Consider the following 5,767-nt stretch of genomic DNA (forward strand, 5'->3'; position numbering starts at 1 on the left):
CTCAGCACATCTACCGTCGCCGCAGTCATCTTCCCGCGCCCCCAAGAATAAAAGCCTTCTTGGTATCTACAGGAAGGCTTTGGAGAAATTTATCCTTCTTCAATGTAGCAACTTCCCTAGAGGCTGTCAATTAAAACTCTATTCCGGCTTGTAACCGACCTCACGGAGAAAAGCCTCGCTCCGCCGCCAGTTGGGCTTAACCTTCACCCAGAGGTCGAGGTAAACCCGCTGGCCGAAACGTGCTTCGATCTCTTCCCGCGCTAACTGGCCGATCTTCTTAAGCATCTGCCCTCCCTGCCCGATCAGGATGCCCTTATGCGACTCCCTTTCGGCAAAGACCACAGCCCTGATGTAGAGCAGGTCCTTGCTCCGGGGCACCATCTCCTCCACCATTACCGCCACCCCGTGCGGCAGCTCTTCGCGCGTGAGCCGGAGGATCTTTTCCCGAATTAACTCGGCAATCACCACGCGTTCCGGCTGGTCGCTGACGGTGCCCGGTGGGTAGTACTGCGGGCCCAGCGGCAGGTTTTCCACAATTACCGTGAGGAGCCGGTCGGCATTCTCCCCCGTGAGCGCCGATACGGGAACAATCGCCACAAATTCCTGTTTGTGACGGAGCTCATCGATCAGGGGGAGCAGCTGTTCCTTCCGGATCAGATCAATCTTGTTAAGGCACGCAATTACCGGCGTCTTAACCTCCCGGAGACGCTCAAGGATGTAGTTATCCCCCGGTCCGAAAGGCCTGTGGGCTTCAAGGAGGAAAACGATCAGATCCACTTCCTTCAGGGTCTCCAGTGCCGCCTTCACCATATACTCGCCCAGGAGGTGCCGGGGCTTGTGCACACCCGGCGTGTCGACGAATACCACCTGGGCTTCGGGCAGCGTTAAAATAGCACGAATCTGGCGCCGGGTGGTTTGCGGCTTATCCGAAATGATAGCCACCTTCTGCCCCACCAAGCAGTTCAAAAGCGTCGATTTTCCCACGTTGGGACGGCCGATTAGCGTCACAAAACCGGAACGGTACTCTTTTTCACTCATTTCCCGAAAGCGTGTGGCAAAAGTGCCACCAGTGCCTCCTCCTTGTAGTCGCCGCCGGCTTTTACCACCAGCACCCGCATCTCCGGCCCAAACTCGTAAAGCACCTGCCGGCAGGCACCGCACGGGTAGCAGAAGCCCTCGCGGTTCCAGGCAACGGCTATCGCGACAAAATCGCGGCAGCCGGCTGTGACCGCCTTAACGGCCGCCACCCGCTCCGCGCAGATGGTAAGCCCGTAAGAGGCGTTTTCTACGTTTGCGCCGGTGAATAGTCTGCCCTCGCGTGTCCGGAGCGCCGCTCCCACCCGGATGCCGGAGTAGGGTGCGTAAGCCTGTTCTCGCGCCGCAAGCGCCGCCGCAACCAGCTCTCGTCGCCACGCCGCGCCAATCATTCTTTCACCCCAGAAGCCGCAGAATTTCTTCTTCCTGGGCCTTCATCCGGGCGGCCTCCTCTTCTGTTTCATGATCGTATCCGAGCAGGTGAAGGGCTCCGTGCACTACCAGGTGCGCCACTTCCTGATGCAGATCACGCCCCTCCTCAGTGGCCCAGCGGGCGGCGGTTTCTAGGGAAATAACTATATCGCCGAGGAGTAAAACCTCCCGCTCATCCTCCCGCACTGTTTCCTTCATGGCGAAGGAGAGAACGTCGGTCGGCTCATCTTTTCCTCGGTAATAGTGGTTCAGTGTCTTAATGGCCGCATCGTCCACAAAAGTAATCCCGAGTTCCGTCTCCTGCTTGGGGCCGAGTGCAGCGAGTACCGCTAGGGCCGCCCGCTCAGCCAGCGATGTCAGACTCTCCGGCACCGGGACCTTTTTTTGCTGGTTTTGGACTATCACTGCCACCGGAATCCTCCTTCCCGCCCTCGCGCTCCGGGTACTCAAGCCGGCTGTGGAAAATGCCGCTCAACACCTTGGTGAACGCAACGGCAATCATTTCGAGGTCGCGAAAGGTAAGCGCAGATTCGTCAAGCTGCCCGTCGTAAAGCTTCTCTTTGATTATCCGGCGTACCAGCCCCTCCACCTGCCCCGGCGCCGGTTGGCCCAGTGCCCGCACGGCCGCTTCCACCGCGTCCGCCAACATAACGATGGCCGCCTCCCGGGTCTGCGGCTTCGGTCCAGGATAGCGAAAGTCCCGCTCGTTCGGCGGTTTTTTCTGGTTCGCCTCGAGCGCCTTCTGGTAAAAAAAACCCGCGAGACTGGTGCCGTGGTGCTGCTCGATTATCTCTACTATCTTTTCCGGTAGCCTGTAAGCACGGGCCAGTTCCACTCCGTCCTTCACGTGGCTGGTCACAATGAGGGTGGAGAGCGTCGGCGCTAATTTATCGTGCGGGTTTTCTTGCCCCATCTGGTTTTCGATAAAGAAAGACGGCCGACGGAGCTTTCCGATATCGTGATAATAAGCCCCCGCCCGGACCGTAAGGATATCCGCCCCGATCGCCTCGGCTGCCGCTTCCCCCAGGTTGCCGACAAGGATGCTGTGGTGATAGGTCCCGGGCGCCTCCATGAGTAGCCGCTTGAGGAGCGGCTCCCCAGGATTAGTCAACTCTAAAAGCTTAACCGGCGAAGTGATACCGGAAAGACAGTCAATAACCGGCAGCGCGCCGTTAGTGAGGATTGACGATAGCAACCCGTTAGCCAAGCCAAGCCCAAGGCTCACCAGCAGCAACAGTTGCAGCGGGGTGCCGCTGAACAGCCCTACCGCCACCGCCGCAAAGACCGCCGCGCCGCCCACGTAAAGGCCCGCCCGTACAAGATCCCCGCGACGGCTTAACTGGGAGGCACTCAAAACACCCGTAATACCGGTCAAGAAGCCGCACAGCATGAAGCGAAGCTCATCTCCCGTCATCATCCCGACCAAAATCGCCGTCACGCTCACAGCGAACGCAGCAACCCGCGCATTAAGAAGGATGGTTAACAACATCCCCACGGTGGCTACCGGTACCGCATAACCGAGCTGAGCACCAAAGTCAAAGGCCTGGCGCACGTTAATGGCCAAGATAAGCTTGGCCACAAGCAATACCCCGGCAATGACCAAGGCTACAAGATACAGGTAAGACGTTTCCGTATAAATCTCGCGGTGCTGCTGGTAAAGGTAATAAAAAAGGCCTAAAACCAGTAGTAGAACCGTAAACGCCACGCCGACCAGCGCCGCCACAGAAAGGCGGACTTCATAAAGCCCGACCGCCTTAAGCTTAGCCAAGTGCTCCGGAGTAACGACCTCTCCCTCACCGATTATTTTTTCCCCTGCCCGCACCATTATTTCGACCGGGGCCACCGCCTCAGCCGCTTCTCGCTGGAGCATTTCGGTGCGCGCGGCGTTATAGAACTTGTTCGGCCGGAGCGTGTGCTGTACAATCGCCCGTGCCAGAGCCTTCTCGGCAGGATCCGCTACCAGAAATTCAATCCGTTCTGCGGCCGCCTTTTTCGCGGCAGCGAGGTCCTCTTGCCGCACGCCGTCCGCCATAACCTGTTGAATAATCCCGCCGAGTTCCCTCCCCAGTTGATCCAGCCGCGCTGGCGGTGTCCAAACCAACGCCTTTACCACCCCGTCCGCTAGCGGGAACGGCAGAGCCTCCCTGAGTACCACCTCCTTCGCCTGCGCGTCCCTGCTCTGGTCGCCGGCCACCCGCGCTACCACCTTGATGATCTCGCCCGTTTCCGCTACAATCGAGTCGACAACCTGAGGGTCTAGGTCGTACATCCGCGGGACCCTACTCGCCGCTTCCCGCCGCAGCTCTTCGGTCCGCACCTTATCCTCAAAAACCACCGTGCGCGGCGCCTTTATCGTCCGGGGGGCTACCTGCCCCACCTTCAAATCGACTCGCTCCGGGTAAAACCGAAAAGAAAGCAGCAACGTGGCCGCAAGAAATAAAAACAGGGCCGCTCCCGCCCGTCGAACCCGAGGATTCTGCAATATTTGTTTCAGCAAAGCAAAAAGGACGCCGGCCATATCGGCCGAGCGGTGCAGCACGCTTTCACTCCTTACGCAATTTTTCCTCAGCTGCTTCGTAAGCCTTGATTATCTCCATCACCAGCGGGTGCCTGATAGTATCCGCGCCCGTCAGGTATTGAAAAGAAATCCCTTCGATCCCTTTTAAAATCTCTTGGGCCACAATAAGCCCCGATTCCTGGCCCCGCGGTAGATCTGTTTGGGTCACGTCCCCCGTTATCACCGCTTTCGAGCCGAATCCGAGACGGGTTAAAAACATCTTCATCTGCTCGGGCGTAGTGTTCTGGGCCTCATCGAGGATGATAAAAGCGTCTTCTAGCGTCCTTCCCCGCATGTAAGCAAGCGGCGCGATCTCAATCACCCGTCGTTCAAGATAACGCTCTGTATTCTCCAACCCTAAAACATCGTAAAGGCTATCATAAAGAGGCCGCAAATACGGGTCTACTTTTTCCTCGAGCCCTCCCGGCAAAAACCCAAGCCTCTCTCCCGCTTCTACTGCTGGCCGGGTTAAGATAATCCGGCTGATCTTCTTCTGGCGAAGCCAGATAACGGCCATCACTACCGCCAGGTAGGTCTTCCCCGTGCCGGCCGGGCCGATGGCAAAAGTGATATCGTGGCGTTGGATCGCCTCCACGTAGCGCCGCTGGCCCGCCGTCTTCGGCCGTACCTGCTTACCCCGCGGTGTGGTAAGTAGCACCTCCGGAGTGATATTGTCTTCCCCCGCTGTTCTGTCGCCTCGTTTGACAGCCTCAATCGCCCGGATGACGTCCTGCGTGCTTATCTCGCCCATGGCCCGGTAGTTTTCTTTTAAGCGCTGGACCAGCGCCTCCCCCGCTGCCACCTGCTCTGGTGTACCGATCAGGGCGAACTCCCCTTCGCGCAGCACCATTTTTACCCCGGTGGCCTTTTCGATCGCTTTCAGGTGCTCGTCAAAACGCCCCAATATTTCCCTGGCTACTCGGTTTTCAACCGGAACCCTAACTTCAACTTCAGTCAAGATACCCTTTCAATCCCCTTTCACAGTTGTTTGAACTCTTGTACTTGTCCTATATCTTCTAAAACTTCAACCTTAAGCCTAATCTGGACAACTTCCCGCCGCCCGGAGGCAACCACCACGTACCTTTTGCTGAGAATGCGCCTCCCCACCGGAAGGGATGGGCGTAGCGCATTCCACGCCCGTTTTTCCGCAAGCCGTCGCGCTTCAACTCCAGTGCGCCTGACCTCGTAAGGAATAAGCTCGGTAAACTCTTTATTTATAAGTTCCACAGGAGCACCGAAATTCCTCCATTGCAAAGGCTTCTTTGCCGTTACCCTAACTCGGTACCGCGCGTAAGGAACCCTTTTCGGCCCCTGAATCCTAAACTCCCGGCTGGCGACCCGCACCATCCGCACGGTAACGCTCCGCCCAACGCGCTCCCCCCGCTCCACAAGGAGGGCCTCGCCGCAACCCTCGTACCAAACGCGTGCCCGCACAATCCCCTTCGCGCGGGTATAGCGCGGTCGGCCGGGCACAATCCCGCTCTCGCCGTCACCCGGAACCACCTCCCCGGAAATCAGCACTTGGCCGGGTAAAACTGTATCCCCCTCCTTGACTAGAGGCTGCCCCTCAAGTACGAGAAGCTCCTTGATTAACCCGGCCTTTCGCGCTACAATATGGGCCGGATTGCTGGGAACCGGTGCCGGAAGCCTCTTTTCGGCAATCCTAACCATAGCCTTTCCCCCTCTAACCTTTACTCCCACCCACGCAATCGCTGGGAACTGCTCTTTTAAATGCTGCTCGAC

6 protein-coding genes are annotated in these 5,767 nt (G+C 58.0%); all 6 read right to left on the reverse strand.

What is annotated here, in order from left to right:
* Positions 1 to 138 precede the first annotated feature (138 nt).
* The gene (era, locus tag ACUVTA_RS02750; RefSeq protein WP_445951455.1) at positions 139 to 1,038 is read right to left on the reverse strand and encodes a GTPase Era; all 900 of its coding nucleotides are present in this window, start codon (positions 1,036 to 1,038) and stop codon (positions 139 to 141) included.
* On the reverse strand, positions 1,035 to 1,427 hold the full coding sequence (gene cdd, locus ACUVTA_RS02755) for a cytidine deaminase (RefSeq protein WP_445951456.1): 393 nt from the start codon (positions 1,425 to 1,427) through the stop codon (positions 1,035 to 1,037). The genes era and cdd overlap by 4 nt, the downstream gene beginning before the upstream one ends.
* A 4-nt stretch (positions 1,428 to 1,431) precedes the next feature.
* The gene (gene ybeY, locus ACUVTA_RS02760) at positions 1,432 to 1,878 is read right to left on the reverse strand and encodes an rRNA maturation RNase YbeY (RefSeq protein WP_445951457.1); all 447 of its coding nucleotides are present in this window, start codon (positions 1,876 to 1,878) and stop codon (positions 1,432 to 1,434) included.
* The gene (locus tag ACUVTA_RS02765) at positions 1,811 to 3,844 is read right to left on the reverse strand and encodes an HD family phosphohydrolase (RefSeq protein ID WP_445951474.1); all 2,034 of its coding nucleotides are present in this window, start codon (positions 3,842 to 3,844) and stop codon (positions 1,811 to 1,813) included. The genes ybeY and ACUVTA_RS02765 overlap by 68 nt, the downstream gene beginning before the upstream one ends.
* 166 nt (positions 3,845 to 4,010) lie before the next feature.
* Positions 4,011 to 4,985 carry a PhoH family protein gene (locus ACUVTA_RS02770; protein ID WP_445951475.1) on the reverse strand — a complete coding sequence of 325 codons (975 nt, stop codon included), beginning with the start codon at positions 4,983 to 4,985 and terminating at the stop codon, positions 4,011 to 4,013.
* 17 nt (positions 4,986 to 5,002) lie between these two features.
* The coding region (locus ACUVTA_RS02775) for a sporulation protein YqfD (RefSeq protein WP_445951458.1) at positions 5,003 to 5,767 on the reverse strand (765 nt) is incomplete at its 5' end.

The sequence above is a fragment of the Thermodesulfitimonas sp. genome (assembly GCF_052743955.1).